Origin of the sequence: Vibrio qingdaonensis, assembly GCF_026191675.1 — a bacterium.
Taxonomy (GTDB): domain Bacteria; phylum Pseudomonadota; class Gammaproteobacteria; order Enterobacterales; family Vibrionaceae; genus Vibrio; species Vibrio qingdaonensis.
Genome location: NZ_JAKRRY010000003.1, coordinates 1 through 15892, shown reverse-complemented (window position 1 = coordinate 15892; position 15892 = coordinate 1). Strand labels below are relative to the sequence as shown.

General features: G+C 44.4%; 17 protein-coding genes and 1 other RNA gene. 9 read left to right on the top strand and 9 right to left on the bottom strand.

The annotated features are described in order from the left end of the window. Positions 1-397 precede the first annotated feature (397 nt). Positions 398-604, top strand: a complete 207-nt coding sequence (locus MD535_RS03740; protein WP_265673602.1) for a DUF1107 domain-containing protein — start codon at positions 398-400, stop codon at positions 602-604. A 120-nt stretch (positions 605-724) separates the two neighbouring features. Here MD535_RS03740 and MD535_RS03735 read toward each other — a convergent pair whose 3' ends face one another. From MD535_RS03735 to MD535_RS03725, 3 genes are all read right to left on the bottom strand, one after another. Then, positions 725-1951 (bottom strand): FAD-dependent 2-octaprenylphenol hydroxylase, encoded by a 1227-nt coding sequence (locus MD535_RS03735; protein ID WP_265673809.1) that lies wholly within the window; start codon positions 1949-1951, stop codon positions 725-727. 6 nt (positions 1952-1957) lie between these two features. Beyond that, a complete protein-coding gene (gene ubiH / locus MD535_RS03730) occupies positions 1958-3112 on the bottom strand; it encodes a 2-octaprenyl-6-methoxyphenyl hydroxylase (RefSeq protein WP_390902888.1) in 1155 nt (384 codons plus the stop codon). An 88-nt stretch (positions 3113-3200) separates the two neighbouring features. Further along, complete coding sequence (locus MD535_RS03725) at positions 3201-3782, bottom strand: YecA/YgfB family protein (RefSeq protein ID WP_265673600.1); 582 nt, start codon at positions 3780-3782, stop codon at positions 3201-3203. A 290-nt stretch (positions 3783-4072) separates the two neighbouring features. Between MD535_RS03725 and MD535_RS03720 the strand changes: the two genes are divergently transcribed. The 5 genes from MD535_RS03720 to serA all read left to right on the top strand — a co-directional run bounded on the left by MD535_RS03720 (position 4073) and on the right by serA (position 7457). Then, complete coding sequence (locus MD535_RS03720; RefSeq protein WP_265673599.1) at positions 4073-4384, top strand: cell division protein ZapA; 312 nt, start codon at positions 4073-4075, stop codon at positions 4382-4384. Further along, a non-coding RNA gene (gene ssrS / locus MD535_RS03715) (6S RNA) lies at positions 4385-4568 on the top strand. A gap of 3 nt (positions 4569-4571) precedes the next feature. Continuing rightward, positions 4572-5159, top strand: a complete 588-nt coding sequence (locus MD535_RS03710) for a 5-formyltetrahydrofolate cyclo-ligase (RefSeq protein WP_265673598.1) — start codon at positions 4572-4574, stop codon at positions 5157-5159. 171 nt (positions 5160-5330) lie between these two features. Continuing rightward, positions 5331-5987 (top strand): ribose-5-phosphate isomerase RpiA, encoded by a 657-nt coding sequence (rpiA, locus tag MD535_RS03705; protein ID WP_265673597.1) that lies wholly within the window; start codon positions 5331-5333, stop codon positions 5985-5987. Between the two features lie 240 nt (positions 5988-6227). Next, positions 6228-7457 (top strand): phosphoglycerate dehydrogenase, encoded by a 1230-nt coding sequence (serA, locus tag MD535_RS03700; protein ID WP_265673596.1) that lies wholly within the window; start codon positions 6228-6230, stop codon positions 7455-7457. A gap of 72 nt (positions 7458-7529) precedes the next feature. Here serA and MD535_RS03695 read toward each other — a convergent pair whose 3' ends face one another. Together MD535_RS03695 and MD535_RS03690 are read right to left on the bottom strand one after the other, a co-directional pair. Beyond that, complete coding sequence (locus MD535_RS03695) at positions 7530-8225, bottom strand: oxidative stress defense protein (RefSeq protein WP_390902884.1); 696 nt, start codon at positions 8223-8225, stop codon at positions 7530-7532. 154 nt (positions 8226-8379) lie between these two features. Beyond that, entirely contained in the window at positions 8380-9276 is an 897-nt protein-coding gene (locus MD535_RS03690; RefSeq protein ID WP_265673594.1) for a LysR family transcriptional regulator ArgP, read from the bottom strand. A 110-nt stretch (positions 9277-9386) separates the two neighbouring features. Between MD535_RS03690 and MD535_RS03685 the strand changes: the two genes are divergently transcribed. After that, positions 9387-10007 (top strand): LysE/ArgO family amino acid transporter, encoded by a 621-nt coding sequence (locus MD535_RS03685; RefSeq protein WP_265673593.1) that lies wholly within the window; start codon positions 9387-9389, stop codon positions 10005-10007. Positions 10008-10010: 3 nt separating this feature from the next. Further along, positions 10011-10511, top strand: a complete 501-nt coding sequence (locus MD535_RS03680; protein WP_265673592.1) for a YbaK/EbsC family protein — start codon at positions 10011-10013, stop codon at positions 10509-10511. A 32-nt stretch (positions 10512-10543) separates the two neighbouring features. Here MD535_RS03680 and MD535_RS03675 read toward each other — a convergent pair whose 3' ends face one another. From MD535_RS03675 to epd, 4 genes are all read right to left on the bottom strand, one after another. Continuing rightward, on the bottom strand, positions 10544-11407 hold the full coding sequence (locus MD535_RS03675) for a mechanosensitive ion channel domain-containing protein (RefSeq protein WP_265673591.1): 864 nt from the start codon (positions 11405-11407) through the stop codon (positions 10544-10546). A gap of 262 nt (positions 11408-11669) precedes the next feature. Then, positions 11670-12746 carry a class II fructose-bisphosphate aldolase gene (fbaA, locus tag MD535_RS03670; RefSeq protein WP_265673590.1) on the bottom strand — a complete coding sequence of 359 codons (1077 nt, stop codon included), beginning with the start codon at positions 12744-12746 and terminating at the stop codon, positions 11670-11672. A gap of 137 nt (positions 12747-12883) precedes the next feature. Next, on the bottom strand, positions 12884-14047 hold the full coding sequence (locus tag MD535_RS03665) for a phosphoglycerate kinase (protein WP_265673589.1): 1164 nt from the start codon (positions 14045-14047) through the stop codon (positions 12884-12886). 150 nt (positions 14048-14197) lie between these two features. Further along, complete coding sequence (gene epd / locus MD535_RS03660; protein ID WP_265673588.1) at positions 14198-15223, bottom strand: erythrose-4-phosphate dehydrogenase; 1026 nt, start codon at positions 15221-15223, stop codon at positions 14198-14200. A gap of 282 nt (positions 15224-15505) precedes the next feature. Here epd and MD535_RS03655 point away from each other — a divergent pair, with 282 nt between their 5' ends. Then, on the top strand, positions 15506-15736 hold the full coding sequence (locus tag MD535_RS03655) for a hypothetical protein (RefSeq protein WP_265673587.1): 231 nt from the start codon (positions 15506-15508) through the stop codon (positions 15734-15736). Positions 15737-15892: the final 156 nt, after the last annotated feature.

Below are 15892 nucleotides of genomic sequence, written 5' to 3'. Positions count from 1 at the left end.
CCATCTTCCTGCTGGTTTGTAACACCGTATGTCCAACTGAAAACTTTTTGAGGTTTCTCTGGTCTATATAAATAACACTCATATTTAGTAGCAAAATACACCAATATAAAGTTCCGAAAATAATGCATTTAGATTCATAGTACTGTCACATTAGGAAGCTTAAATAGCCCTCGTTTTTCAACATGAATCACTCTCTAATTTTGACATGTTCCACTGTCTAAATGATTTTTTGCGCTACGTATCACGAGATACTTTGTCACTCGTAATGAAATTGATAAACGCAGCACAAAACGATGAATTTACTGAGCTAAATCCTCGTAAACACTGGTTAATCACACATTACATGAAGGGTTTTATCTATAATCCTTCGTGCTAGGTAAACGATAAGGAAGAGTAAATGAGACTGTTTAAGCGCTATACACCAAGTATGATTGCTAAACACATAAGTCGACTATTTAAGGGACGAATTTATATCCATGGATTGGGTGGCTTTGAGTTTGATAACGGTAAACTCATCATTCCTGCGCAAGCTGAAAAACGTCACTTCACCGCGGTAAAAGAAGTCAATCAAGAAGTTAAGAGGCTGAGATGCGCTTACGCTTGATTATCAAAAATGGCTTAATGCAAATACCATACTTCACATAACATTTTGTATACTGCACAGATAAAAAAGAGGGCAATTAAGCCCTCTTTTAAATGTACTTTCACACACCATCACTCATAACTAACCACTTTGCTTGACGGGCGACTTCGCCAATTCAGGCAAACGTCCTTTCATTCCTAACGCGCGGCTCATGATTTCTTGTTTTGCGCCAGGCAATTGCCCTACCAGCCTCATTCCTAAACTACGAACCATTTTCTTCGCGGGGTTATCGCCCTCAAATAAATCCTTAAACCCCTGCATCGCCGCAATCATTTTGGCAGCTTCCGTTTTTCGCCAACGCTCAAATTCTCTTAAATGACGCTTACGTCCAATATCTTTTCCTGCCTTCCAGAGCTTAATGAGTTCTTCAGACAAACTTGCTGCATCCAAAAGACCAAGATTAACGCCTTGACCTGCCAGAGGGTGAATCGTATGAGCAGCGTCTCCGATCAAAGCAACACGCTCTGTCACAAAGTCTCGTGCATAGCGCATTTTGAGAGGAAATACCCGACGCGCTGAGGTTAAGTGGCAAAGCCCTAATCGACCATCAAACTCTGCCGTAATCGCTTTGTTAAATTCTACCTCAGACATTTTTGCTAATTTTTCTGCTCTGATAGGATCCGTTGACCATACTACCGAGCATAGTTTTCTGTCATCCAGAGGTAAGAATGCAAGTGGACCTTGCGGGGTAAAGACTTGACGCGCTACACCATCGTGGTAATCATCCACTTTGATATTAGCAACTAACGCACTGTGACCATAATCCCAGTGTGTCAGCGGGATCCCTTGTTGCTCTCTAACCCAAGAGTTTGCGCCATCCGCTCCCACAACTAATTTACTCGTAAGCGCCACGCCATTGTCCAGAGTCATCCACACTTCGCTCTCTCCGACTGCCATAGACTGGCAGCGATTCGGCATAAAGAACGTCACGTTCGCTTGCTGCTCTACTTGTGATAATAGTGCGGTTTGAATGATGTGATTTTCGACAATGTGACCAAGATTAGGTTGAGAAAATTGGCTGGCTGAGAATTCGATACGAGCAAAACTGTCTTGCTCCCATACTTCCATAGCTTGATATGCGGCACAGCGATGCTTTTCAATCGCATCCCAAGCGCCTAGATTTTTTAAGATCGTTTCACTGGCGCGGCTTAATGCAGAGACACGAATATCTGGCTCATCTGGTATAGACTTAGAAGGCACGCTTCCTTCGATCACCGCGATACGAAGATCCGTATCTTGCAGGGATCTAGCTAACGCCAAACCAACCATTCCACCACCAATAATAACTAAATCAAAACTTTGCATAATGTTGTACTACCTGTTCACCACGCCGAGCGCACGATTAAAAAGCGGAGATTTCAACAGCGGGAAAGTATCCAATACTCCCAACCCCATGTTTCGTCCCACTCGAAATGCGAATAAATCATTAGAGAAAATTTGTACAAGAGCCGATGTCATCGCAATCGTGGTTAATCGATCTTGCTCGCGTTGCGTTTGGAATCTAATAAGATTAGCGTAATCACCAACATCTTTCGTGTTGACCAACAGCGAATCCACCAAAGTCGCAATATCGCGAATACCCAGGTTAAAGCCTTGCCCAGCAATTGGATGCAACGTTTGCGCCGCATTGCCTACAGCGGCAAACCGATGGGAGGAAATACGTTCTCGATGACGAAGTAACAGCGGGTAACTGGCAATGCTGCCCACTTTGGTAAATTGCCCTAAACGCCAACCAAAAGCTTGCTGTAATTCACCTAAAAACTCAGCTTGAGACAAGTTCAAAATACGCTGAGCCTCCTCAGGGGGTAAACACCAAACCAACGAACTCCGCCCTTGGCTCATTGGCAATAGTGCTAACGGTCCAGTCGCGGTAAAACGTTCGAACGCCCGACCTTGGTGAAGCTCACTGGTCACAACATTGGCGATAATCGCGGTTTGGTTAAAATCGAAGCTTTGCTGCGTTAAGCCAACTGACTGGCAACTCACTGACTCCGCGCCATCCGCAGCTACAATTAGCTTCGTTTCAAGTTGTACGCTCTCTCCGTCATTTGACGATAGAGTCACGGTTGCCGAATCCGTCCTACGCTCAATGTGTTTCACCGAGTAAGGGCAAAATAATTCAATATGATGCTGCTGTGATAAATGCTGACTAAATCGACGCCCGACTTCCGCCAACTCAACCACATACCCCATCGCTTCGAGCCCTTCTTTCTCGGCATAGAAGTCCGTCATTCCTGCATGACCTCGATCGGAAACATGAATGTGGGTAATCGGCGTGGCATGATCGTCGATGAGCGACCACAACTGAAAATGCTTGAGAATGGCGACCGTTCCATAGGAAAGCGCAATCGAGCGCGCATCAAAACCGGGGTGAGCTTGATGATCGGGCTGATAAGGTTCTATGACGGCTATTCTTAACGACTGATTGCTTCCTTGGTTTAACGCCATAGCTAAGGTTGCCCCCGCCATAGCGCCACCAGCAATCACAATATCATACAGTCTCGACACGAGGTGTTCTCTTTAAAGTATTAGCGATTGATACAGTATTAACGCTTAATTAGTGAATCGTTGGCGTATCAGCTGGCTTGGCCGGTTTAATACCAAACTCGGCATGTATCGTTAATACACATGCTTTCACATGTTCGATCACTTGCTCAAACAATTGCGCTTGCTCTTCTAGGTCGTCCTCTTCGTCAACACCCAGCTTGGCAATTTCTTCCAGATCACCAAGCGCTTCTTTACTCTGCTCTGACGCCTGCGCTAACTTAGTGCTGATTAAACCCAGCCCTGAAATAAAGTGGTTCACCCACTCACTCAAGCCATCTGCTTTCTCTACTAATGTCGCATCAACGGCATCATCAGGAATCAACAGCGACACTTCAAAGCTCTCGTTATCTGTTAACTCACTAATTGAGTGCGTCAATAAAGCTTTCGCCCTCGCAATAGCAGATTGTGGCCAGCTTATTCCGTCATTCGTATAATCAAATAATAGTGGCTGCCAGCTATCGTCGTTGAGTCCCAGACCACCACTCAACATCCCAACTAATAGGCCATGCAGCTCTGCAGGGCTAACAGCAAGGCTAGCCTGCTGTAATTCCGTCGCAACGGTAATATAATTTGGTAGTGTGGTATCAGTCATAGTGGCTCTCATTCTATTCTTTTCTGACTTTCCAGCAGACGATGGTCTGAACGAATCGTTGACTGGAAGCGCTTTGGTATTGGTTGGTCATGCTATCACTTCCCACCGCAAGCGAAAACGGCATTTGCCTCGTTTCTGGATAGCTTTTGTGCGAATTGTCGATTTCGTGTGTGATTAAACACGCATTTGGCATTGAGTCACTAGAAAAGCTTGAATCTTAATGGCCGTTTACCTATAGTTTCCTCCTCAGATTACCTTTGTTGGTGATAACAAAAAGAGTTCTTGTCATTATGGAAAATCAAGCAGTCGAAGTGGAAATATTAGGTAAATTGACTCGGGTAAATTGCCCTGCAGGTCAAGAAGAAACCTTGATCCAAGCGGCAAAAGATCTTGATGACCGATTGCAAGAAATGACTCAGCGGACAAAAGTAACGAATGAGCTAAAATTGCTCACGATCGCCGCTTTGAATATGTCTTACGAGCTGAATACAAAAAGTGATGAGGTGCAACAAAATACCTCTCAACTTACCGAGCGAATGGAACAGCTCGCCGCATCACTTGATGATGCTATTAATAATGTAAGGCAAGGACAGCGAAACTAATTTACCCTGGAGTGTGCGTCAGAGGATTTAAGTCCCTGAGCCGATAAGCAATCCTTAAGGGTTAGTATTTGGGCACTATTGAGCAAGCTCGGCTCGTACCGAGAAGCCTACGGTTACCTTTGCTGATCCGCCTTGAACCAGCAGGTTCAAGGGCCACAATCTTCAACGGCACTTTGGGGTATTCCTTATGTCTGTCAATACTAGACAACGTATTCGCACTGACATCCGACATCTTCGTCGGGCAATAACAGCAAGTCAGCAAACTGACTACGCTTTTCAACTCGCCGAACAATGCCAGCCTTTACCAGAACTCACTCGAGCTAAGCACGTTGCACTCTATTTAGCCACCGATGGTGAGCTTGATACTCAACCTCTCATTGACGAGCTATGGCAGCGAGGCATTAACACCTACCTGCCCGTGATTCACCCTTTCTCCAAAGGTCAGTTACTTTTCTTACGTTACCACGCCAATACGCTTCTAGTAGCTAACCAATATCGTATCCTAGAACCTGAACTTGATCAGCGTATGATATGCCCAGTTCGTCAACTCGATATTATTTTTACGCCACTTGTCGCTTTTGACGAACAAGGGCAAAGACTGGGAATGGGCGGTGGTTATTACGATCGAACACTCGCACCATGGCAATTTTCTAGCAAGGGTCCTCAGGCTATTGGGCTTGCACACAATTGCCAGCAGGTATCGACTCTACCAAATGAATCTTGGGATATTCCACTCTCAACCATTGTCACCCCAAAACAAGTTTGGCGTTGGTAGCCAACGGCGACGCTATAAGCTCGGCCTACACCTCACAAACAATGCATGGGCAACCGATTGCTAAATGTCATTCTTTTTGACCTTATTCTCGCTTTTTAACGCCAATTGCTATCATTTTAATATATAATTCGCCCGCATTTTCACCCTAACTTTCTAACTGGGATTTCAACCATGACTCAAGACGAGATGAAAAAAGCAGCTGGCTGGGCCGCTCTCAAGTACGTAGAAGAAGGCAGTATTGTTGGTGTAGGTACCGGCTCTACCGTTAATCACTTTATTGATGCGTTAGGCTCAATCAAAGATGACATCAAAGGCGCAGTCTCTAGTTCTATCGCATCAACAGAAAAACTTGAAGCATTAGGCATTGAAGTTTTTGAATGCAATGATGTGTCTATGCTTGATGTTTATGTCGACGGTGCGGATGAAATAAACCCATCTCGAGACATGATCAAAGGCGGTGGCGCGGCACTGACTCGTGAAAAAATTGTTGCTGCAATCTCGAAAAAGTTCATTTGTATTGTTGATGGCACTAAAGCCGTTGATGTACTGGGCGAATTCCCACTTCCAGTTGAAGTGATTCCGATGGCTCGCTCATACGTGGCGCGAGAACTCGTTAAGCTTGGTGGTGACCCTGCATACCGCGAAGGCGTCGTCACAGATAATGGTAACGTGATTCTTGATGTATACGGCATGAAAATCACCGATCCAAAAACAATGGAAGATAAAATTAACGCGCTTGCTGGCGTAGTGACAGTGGGCCTATTTGCTCACCGTGGCGCGGATGTTGTGATTACTGGTACGCCAGAAGGCGCAAAAATCGAAGACTAGTTCTTTTTACGTCATTTGATTACAAACGGCACGCCTTAGTGCCGTTTTCTCTCCTTAACTATAAGAAAATTATTCCTTATTCCGTAATTTTCTTACCCAAGTCGAAAATTTTTTGTTACTTTATTGCTTAGAAGACGCACAAGGAAAACGTTTGCCTCAGCAGTAAGAAGCTCCTCCTTGAAATTCTCGCTGTCAACTGTGCGCCGCGATTGCCCCATTTCCATTTTAAGGACGAGTTAAATGGCCAAAGTTTCTCTAAATAAAGATAAAATTAAAATCCTCCTGCTAGAAGGATTACACCCATCTTCAGTCGAAGTATTACAAGCGGCTGGATACACCAACATCACTTATCACAAAGGTTCACTGCCTGAAGAAGAGCTGATCGAAGCGGTGAAAGACGCGCACTTCATCGGCATTCGTTCACGTACAAACCTATCTGAAGACGTCATCAACGCCGCAGAAAAGCTCGTGGCAATTGGCTGTTTCTGTATTGGTACCAACCAAGTGGATCTAACCGCAGCCGCTAAACGTGGCGTACCCGTCTTTAACGCACCATTCTCAAATACACGCAGTGTAGCAGAGCTGGTACTGGGTCAAATCCTTTTGCTTCTTCGCGGCATTCCTGAAAAAAATGCACTCGCTCACCGAGGTATTTGGAAGAAAAGTGCCGATAGCTCGAACGAAGCACGTGGTAAACGTCTTGGTATCATTGGGTACGGTCACATCGGGACTCAACTTGGTATTATCGCTGAAAACTTGGGCATGCGTGTCTATTTTTATGATATCGAAAACAAGCTGTCGCTAGGTAACGCTACGCAGGTCCACAATATGACGGACCTATTGAATAAGTGCGATGTGATTTCATTACATGTCCCTGAGACGCCAGAAACGAAAAACATGATGGGCGAAGCTGAATTTGCACGCATGAAGCCGGGCTCTATTTTTATCAACGCAGCTCGTGGCACCGTTGTTGATATCCCAGCACTTTGCTCGACGCTCGAAGCAGGTCACCTGTCCGGTGCGGCTATCGATGTGTTCCCAGAAGAGCCAAAGACCAATGCTGACCCATTCGAGTCACCATTGATGAAGTTTGACAACGTGATTCTAACGCCTCACGTAGGGGGCTCGACACAAGAAGCTCAAGAAAATATTGGTGTGGAAGTGGCTGGAAAACTGGCTAAGTACTCTGACAATGGCTCAACACTGTCTAGCGTTAACTTCCCTGAAGTATCACTGCCAGAACACCGTGAATGTTCTCGACTGCTGCATATTCACCAAAACCGCCCTGGTATTCTGACGCAAATCAATACCATCTTTGCGAAGGAAGGCATTAACATTGCTGGTCAATATCTGCAAACAGCCTCAGATATTGGTTATGTGGTTATTGATGTGGAAACTGCACGCTCAGAAGAAGCATTAGAGCAACTGAAGCTCATTGAAGGTACGCTGCGCGCGCGAATTTTACATTAATTCTCTGCTGTAGGTATGACCTTCAACGTATCGCTTTCAAATAAAAATGCCCTTGCAAAGCAAGGGCATTTTTTAGTTCGATAACTTGTACACCACATCCACTCTATCACGGATAGTAATCACCGAATCTTGATAGCTGTTAGATTCAGGTTGACTGTCCATCATCATACTTCTCATCACGACAGGCTGATTTTGCGGCTGTTTATAGGTAATTTGCCACACTTTCCCAAGCTTTTGCTCAAACCCTTGCGCTAATGACTGGGCTTTTTTCTGTGCATCTTGGATAGCCGCAGTCCGTGCTTTCGCTTGATACTGACTTTCGTCTTTCACTTTTAAACGAATATTGTCAACTTGGTTAATCCCAGATGCCAAGGCCGAATCTAAATAATCATTAAGCCTTTCTATATCCATGACCTGAACGGTCACCGTTCTCGATGCTCGATATCCAACTAACTCAGGCTGACCTTTATCAGGGTATTGATATTGGGGGGTAAGATACAAATTTGAGCTTTTAATATCCTCTTTGCTTACACCCGCACTCGCCAGTTTCGCCAAAAAGGTATCGACAACTGAATCTACACCTTCTTTCGCTTGATCGGCATTGAGTTGTGACTGAACCACTCTAACGGAAAACTCCGCCATATCAGGCGTTGCTTCTATTTGCCCATACCCTGTTGTCACAATATGGGGAAAGTCTACCTGGCTTGCAACACTTGGCAGCGCAATAAAACTGGCGGCTAGAGCACAAAGCGTCAATGTTGATTTCATTATCTGTTTCCTCATCTAAGCAAAGATCGATTACTCAATGTTAGGCAAAATAATAACGTATGAGTTCCATCAAATGATAACCCTGACAAAACAATGACGTTATCGATAAACGTGTGGTTTGCTGACGATTTAAAAACACAGCGCCCGCTCCCCCTTACTGTGGCAAATACGCATGGGCGTAATGAGTAATGGCATCCGATAATTCACCAAGCACACCGCTTTCCAGCTGCCAATGATGCCAGTAGATACGATGTGACAGCTCAATATTAGGTGTCAGTTCAACTAGAGCCCCGCTGGCTAACTCATCCTCTATTTGCAGTCTCGGAATCAAACAGTAAGCCACACCGGCGACCGCGAGCTTAACAAAGGCTTCTGAACTCCGCACTGTATGCTTAAGAATACTGCCAGGCATAATACTAAAGTGTTTATTAACAAAGTGTTGGTGCATTTTATCATGCTGATCAAAGGCCACAGCAGGCGCTTTTATCAACGCCTCGCGATTAACACCGTGATTAAAGTAACGCTTAATAAAACTTGGACTGGCCACACAAAGGTAGTCGACTCGGCCTAAATAATCCGCCACGCAACCCGGAATCGATTGTGGCTCTAAACTGATGGCTCCAACCACTTCGCCATTTTTAAGCTTTTCAATGGTCCGTCCCTCGTCATCCACAATAAGATCCAGCTCGATACGTTTAGACTCAACTAAAGGAAATAGACTGGGCAATAACCACGTCGCCAAACTATCGGCATTGGTCGCCAATGAGACGGACAGGGGTTTATCACTAAACTCAGACGTCAGCTCAGGTACCAATTCCTGTTCCAATAAGCACACACGGCGATAGAGCCCAAGCAGCTTTTTTCCTACGGCGGTTGGTCGTGGTGGCTGCTCTCGCACCAATACCGGTTGAGCGAGCCATTTTTCGAGTTGCTTAACTCGCTGAGAAACGGCAGACTGAGAAATATAAAGATGCTCCGCCGCCTTTTCAAAACTCCTTTGCTCAACAATCGCATCCAATGCTTCTATCCATTTGTAGTCAAGACCGCGCATCACCCTCTCCAGTTAGGCTTACTTATAAAGCATAAATATTATTAATTTAACTAATGATAGTAAAAACCGTATTCTCACGCTCTCTTTAATTATTCAACTAGGAAATAAAAGTGAATTTTTGGGTACTTCTTCAAGGTTTTGGGCTAGGGGCGACAATGATTATTCCAATAGGTGCTCAGAATGCCTATGTATTGAATCAAGGGATTAAGCGCAATCACCACCTGACAACCGCAACAGTATGTAGCCTATTAGATGCGACTTTTATTTCTCTGGGCGTTTTTGGTGGCGGGGCCATTTTATCTCAAAATGAAATGCTACTTACCATGGTGACCCTAGGGGGGATCCTATTCTTAATGGGTTACGGCATGCTGTCATTACGTAGTGCTTTTAAACAACCCTCAAGCAGTGAGTCTAACGGAGAAGTATTGGCCAGAGGCAAGAGAACCGTTATTCTCGGTGCGCTTGCCGTTACGGTATTAAATCCCCACCTCTATCTTGATACCGTGGTCATTTTAGGCTCAATCGGTGGCCAATTTGAAGGAAGTGACAGAATGGCATTTGCTATTGGTACCGTTTTGGCCTCATTCGTTTGGTTTTATTCGCTGTCTATAGGCGCGGCGAAACTTGGCCCGACACTATCAAAACCGAAAGTAAAAAAGGGCATTGACCTAACTGTTGCGGCAATGATGTTTACTATTGCCGCAATGCTGACAAAAGGGCTTATAGCGTAACTGATGACAAATCGAACCCAAGAAATATATCAAACAAATAGGAAGCTCCTTCATCACCTATCGATCTCGTATCAACAATGGCAACATGAACCTATTTTAGACTTTGCTACCGATGAGCGGATCGCTCAGCAACTTGGCTGGACAGGTACTCATAGCAAGAGTTTGTTCTTAAAAAAGAAAGGCGGTGGCTTTGCGCTATTCTTGACTGACAAAGATAGTCGCTTAGACAAAACGCAGCTTAAGCAATTGCTAGGTAAGCGAACTTCAATCTGCAGCAATGACGAGATGATGGAGGAAATAGGTTGTCTTCCCGGCGCAGTATGCCCGTTTGGGTTACCTGAAGACATCACGCTTGTCGTCGATAGTCACTTGTTCACGCTCGAAGAGATTTTATATACACCTGGATTACCTGAGTGGACCTTTGCGATATCAGGTGCCGATCTGCATTTGCTGCTAACGACGATTCCTAACCACGTTATCGAAGCAAAAAAAGGTGAAGCTTGACGCTTCACCTTTTCACTGCAAACTCTAAAATCTTAGTCCGCTTTATTTAGATGTACGTCCATTTGAGGAAATGGAATTTCGATACCTTCTGCATCTAATGCTTCCTTGATCGCTTGTAGCGAATCAAAGTACACGTCCCAATACTGCTCAGTACGTACCCAAGGACGAACCACAAAATTCACTGATGAATCGGCTAGAGCAACAACACCAACAGTGATACCTGGCTCTTTAAGGATACGCTCGTCCGCTTCTAATGTTTTACGAATGACTTCTTGCGTTTTCTTCAAGTCAGCACCGTAAGATACGCCAATCACATGATCAATACGACGGGTTGCATGACGAGAGTAGTTAGTAATTGGTGAACCAATCACTGAAGCGTTAGGAACAACGACCATTTTGTTATCTGGTGTCGTTAAAATAGTTTGGAAGATTTGAATCGCATCCACAGAACCGGCTACGCCACCAATCTCAACATAGTCACCAGATTTAAACGGACGGAAAGCAACTATCAGTACACCTGCGGCAAAGTTAGACAGTGAACCTTGCAGTGCTAAACCAATAGCCAAACCTGCCGCACCAATTACCGCGACAACAGAGGCGGTTTGTACACCGACTCGGCTTAAGGCAGCAATCAATACAATAACGAACAAGGTATAGCGCACAATGCCATTCATGAACTCGACGACAGCTTTGTCCATCTTCTTCTTGTGCAAAACCTTAGAAACACTGTTTGCCACCGCTTTAACAAACAAGTTACCGATAAATAGAATCAAGAGCGCTGAAATGATGTTGACACCATATTGAACAAATAAGTCAGAGTTATTTGTTAGCCATTGTTCAGCTTTTGACAGACCATCCACCAGCGGGGTCTCGATATCCATAGACTCACCAGCCATACGTTTTACCTCATATTAAAATTTCAACATTCCGCTCGACCCACTAGTTACCACTGCTTAGTTAGCCAAACCACTTCCGCTTCATACAACATTGAATACATGAATATTCAAGATACATTACTTAACAAAAGGTTACGCAATCAGGTGACTTTGTGCCAGTTTTTTTCACCGCTTTAACTTTATTTTCATAAGACACAAAAAAAGCCGCTCAAAAGAGCGGCTTTTTAAACGGTCTATCAGTTAAATCTTATAAGATTTAAACTTATAGTACGTCGATAGCGTTAAGGTCAGCGAACGCTTTCTCTAAACGAGTTACCATAGAAGCTTGACCTGCACGTAGCCATACGCGTGGATCGTAGAACTTCTTGTTTGGTGCAGCTTCGCCAGTTGGGTTGCCGATTTGACCTTGTAGGAAATCAAAGTTTTCAGCAGAGTAAGTACGGATACCGTCCCAAGTCGCCCACTGTGTATCAGTATCGATGTTCATTTTGATAACACCGTAGCCGATAGACTCTTGGATTTCTGCTTCAGAAGAACCAGAACCACCGTGGAATACGAAGTTTAGAGCGTTAGGTGCGATACCGAACTTCTCTGCACAGTATGCTTGAGAATCACGTAGGATAGTTGGAGTCAGTACCACGTTACCTGCTTGGTAAACACCGTGTACGTTACCGAAAGAAGCCGCGATAGTGAAACGTGGGCTGATAGCCGTTAGTTTCTCGTATGCGTACGCTACATCTTCTGGAGAAGTGTAAAGCTCAGATGCGTCCATGTGAGAGTTATCAACGCCGTCTTCTTCACCACCAGTACAACCTAGTTCAATCTCTAGAGTCATGCCCATTTTCGCCATGCGAGCTAGGTACTGACCAGAAATTTCGATGTTCTCTTCTAGAGACTCTTCAGAAAGGTCAATCATGTGAGAAGAGAATAGTGGCTTACCAGTTTGAGCGAAGAACTCTTCACCCGCGTCTAGAAGGCCGTCGATCCATGGTAGTAGTTTCTTAGCAGCGTGGTCAGTATGAAGAATAACTGGAACACCGTAAGACTCAGCTACAGCGTGTACGTATTTCGCACCAGCAACTGCACCTAGGATTTGTGCGCCTTGACCTTCAAGCTTAACGCCTTTACCAGCGAAGAAGCCAGCGCCACCGTTAGAGAACTGAACAACAACTGGAGCTTTTACTTTAGCTGCTGCTTCAAGAACACCATTGATAGAGTCAGTGTTAACCACGTTTACTGCAGGAAGTGCAAATTTGTTCTCTTTTGCTACTTCAAATACTTTCTGTACGTCATCGCCAGAGATAACACCAGGTTTTACGAAGTCGAAGATCTTAGACATGGAATAAGTCCTATTTTCTGTCGTTTTAAATAAAAAAGGGCAATCGTTTGCTCACAATGGGCGGCATTGTATCAAAGTTAACCACGCATTGCAGCATAGATAAAAGCGAGCCATAAGCTCGCTTTATCAAAAAATAATTAAGCTTTAGCGCGCTCTTCAAGCATCGCTACTGCTGGTAATACTTTTCCTTCAACAAACTCAAGGAACGCACCACCACCAGTTGAAATATAAGACACGTCAGCTTTAATGCCAAACTTGTCGATAGCCGCTAGCGTATCGCCACCGCCAGCTACAGAGAAACCTGCAGATTCTGCAATTGCTTTAGAAATACCCGCTGTACCTGCTTCAAAGTTCTTGAATTCAAATACGCCTACTGGGCCATTCCAAAGAATAGTTTTAGCGTTACCGATGATTTCTGCAAGCGCCGCCGTTGAATCTGGACCAAGGTCGAAGATCATGTCGTCGTCTTGAACGTCAGCCACGTTTTTGATTTCAGCTTCTGCGTTTTCATCAAATGCTTTTGCACACGCAACATCAGTGGCAACAGGAATTGCACACTCTTTCATTAGCTTCTGCGCGGTTTCAACTAGGTCTGCTTCATAAAGAGACTTACCTACGTTGTGGCCGTCAGCTGCGATAAACGTATTTGCAATACCACCACCAACAACCAGTTGGTCAGCGATTTTAGAAAGAGACTCAAGAACAGTAAGCTTAGTCGATACTTTAGAGCCACCAACAATAGCAACAAGAGGACGAGCTGGGTTGTCCATTGCTTTGCCTAGAGCTTCAAGCTCAGCAGCAAGAAGAGGACCAGCACACGCGATTGGCGCGTTCATGCCAACACCGTGTGTAGACGCTTGAGCACGGTGAGCCGTACCAAATGCATCCATTACGAAGATGTCACAAAGTGCAGCATACTGCTTAGACAATGCTTCTTCGTTTTTCTTCTCGCCTTTGTTGAAGCGAACGTTTTCAAGAACGACTAGCTCACCTGCGTTTAGCTCTAAGCCATTCAGGTAATCTTTTGCTAGTTTAACGTCGCAATCAAGTGCGTCGTTTAGGTAGTTAACAACAGGTTGTAGAGAGAACTCTTCAGCGTATTCGCCTTCAGTAGGACGACCTAGGTGAGAAGTCACCATAACTTTAGCACCTGCTTCTAGGCAAAGCTTGATGGTTGGTAGCGATGCTAGGATACGAGCATCTGAAGTTACTTTGCCTTCTTTTACAGGAACGTTTAGGTCAGCACGGATAAATACGCGTTTACCTGCTAGATCCAGGTCAGTCATCTTGATTACAGACATGTTTAGTCCTCTCAACTAAAAATAAATAAAGTTTTTGAAAACTCGGCATCATGCCAAGTTTATGAATTCATCAACTGCTTACTTATATTGAGCCCATCAATATTAATTTCAACCCTCAAAATTAATATTTCGCTCAAGTAGCATCTTAAACTATTGAGACGCTTGCATGGCTAAAGCCGTATCAAGCATCCGATTGGCGAAGCCCCACTCATTGTCACACCACACTAGCATTTTAACTAAGCGTCCATCGCTGACTCGCGTTTGCGTACCATCAACAATTGCGCTGTGTGGATCGTGATTAAAGTCGATTGAGACTAGCGGCGCTTCAGTATAGTCAACAATGCCGCCTAATGTACACCGAGATGCGTTAATAATGACTTGATTTACGTCATTAACTTTCACATTTGTATTTATAGTTACACTTAAATCCATAGCGGTGACATTAACTGTCGGCACTCGTACAGAAATTGCTTCAAATTTGTTAGAAAATTTCGGAAATATTCTCTCAATACCTTTATGAAGTTTGGTATCAACAGGAATGATGGATTGACTCGCCGCTCGGGTACGACGCAAGTCCGGGTGATAGGCATCGATCACTTGCTGATCATTCATGGAAGAATGGATAGTAGTAATGGTACCCGAGTCGATACCAAAGGCGTCATCAAGCACCTGTATAATAGGTACAATACAATTCGTCGTACATGAGCCGCTAGATACGATGGTGTGCTCCTTTTTAAGGGAGTCGTGATTCACACCGTAGATTATGGTGTTATCAATATCATGAGCACCAGGGTGTGAGAATAGTACCTTTTTCGCACCCGCTGCAATATGCTCTAGACCATCGGCTCGACTACCAAAAACACCCGTACAATCTAAAACAATATCGACGTCTAAATTACGCCACGGCAATAGATTGATGTCCGCGAGGTGAAGAATTCGGATACTGTCAAACTCGCCATTCGAATGATTGACATACAAATACTCCTGATCATGAGAGATTTTCTTGGCGAATCGACCATGACTGGTGTCATATTGAAGCAAGTGAGCCATTGCCTCTGGTTGAGCAAGCTCATTCACTGCGACGATTTTTATTTTATCATTCTTGCCGCTTTCATAGATTGCTCGAAGGACATTTCGTCCAATGCGACCAAAGCCGTTAATTGCTACCTTTAGCATCGCATTACATCCTTAAATTCACGTTATAGAGGGTGTGCATATTAACCGATCGACATCGTTTACGCGACATCGTTTACGCAACTTGGTTTCACAACATTAGCTTCATGACATAGCTCTCGCATTCACGCTTTTTGCAATAATCACGGGAAAAAACATAAATCGTTGCGAAGCACTCCAAGAAATGTCCCTCAGCCAACCAAGTGAGAGCTGTTACTATCGACGTGACGCATAAGCTTCGTGCCATTTGAACGACCTCGTTTTCACTGCACGGGAGGTGTGCTCATGTTTACAGGCAAACATCATTGCCAGTCATGCAATAAAGAAACTATTCATAAAGAGGTCTTGATAAGAAAACCCAGCAGCTATGACCAACAGCCCACTTTCCTAGGACGGTTTAAGCTATTGCTGCATAGCTTTATTAACGGCGGGCATTACTACGATATGGATCGCTATATAGCGTGCCAAACTTGTGGACAACGTAAGTTGGATAACAAGGGTAGTGAGTTTGAATAGACATAAAAAAACCGAGCCTTGGCTCGGTTTTTCATTTCAAGAAAACAAGAGGCTTACGCTAAAAGCTCTTTTGCAGTATTCACAACGTTTTCCGTTGTAAAGCCAAACATCTTGAATAGCTCACCCGCTGGCGCAGACTCACCAAATGTTGTCATC